Below are 252 nucleotides of genomic sequence, written 5' to 3'. Positions count from 1 at the left end.
ACGTGGGCGACCAGGGTTTCGTCGTCGTGTTTGCCCGGCACCCGCTCCAGGCCGCCGGTAACTTGCCACGACCAAGGTTGCAGCAGCGCATTGCGTGGCGTCAGCGAGCGGATGGTGGCCAGGTCCAGTTGCTGGAGCTGCCAGTGATTGCCTTCGTACTGGCGCAGTTTCATTTGCAGGATTTCGATCTGCGCGCCCAGGGGGAAGCCTTCGGCGTTGTCGTTGAGGTCGTGGTAGGCCATGCGCAGGCCG

The 252-nt window shown here is 63.9% G+C and carries 1 pseudogene; it reads right to left on the bottom strand.

What is annotated here, in order from left to right:
• Positions 1-252: pseudogene (locus tag QN399_RS26465) on the bottom strand (hypothetical protein); the annotation flags it as partial.

The organism is Pseudomonas sp. 10C3, assembly GCF_036346185.1.
Classification (GTDB): domain Bacteria; phylum Pseudomonadota; class Gammaproteobacteria; order Pseudomonadales; family Pseudomonadaceae; genus Aquipseudomonas.
The sequence above is the reverse complement of the archived record's forward strand: the minus strand, read 5'-3'. Positions and strand labels throughout refer to the sequence as shown.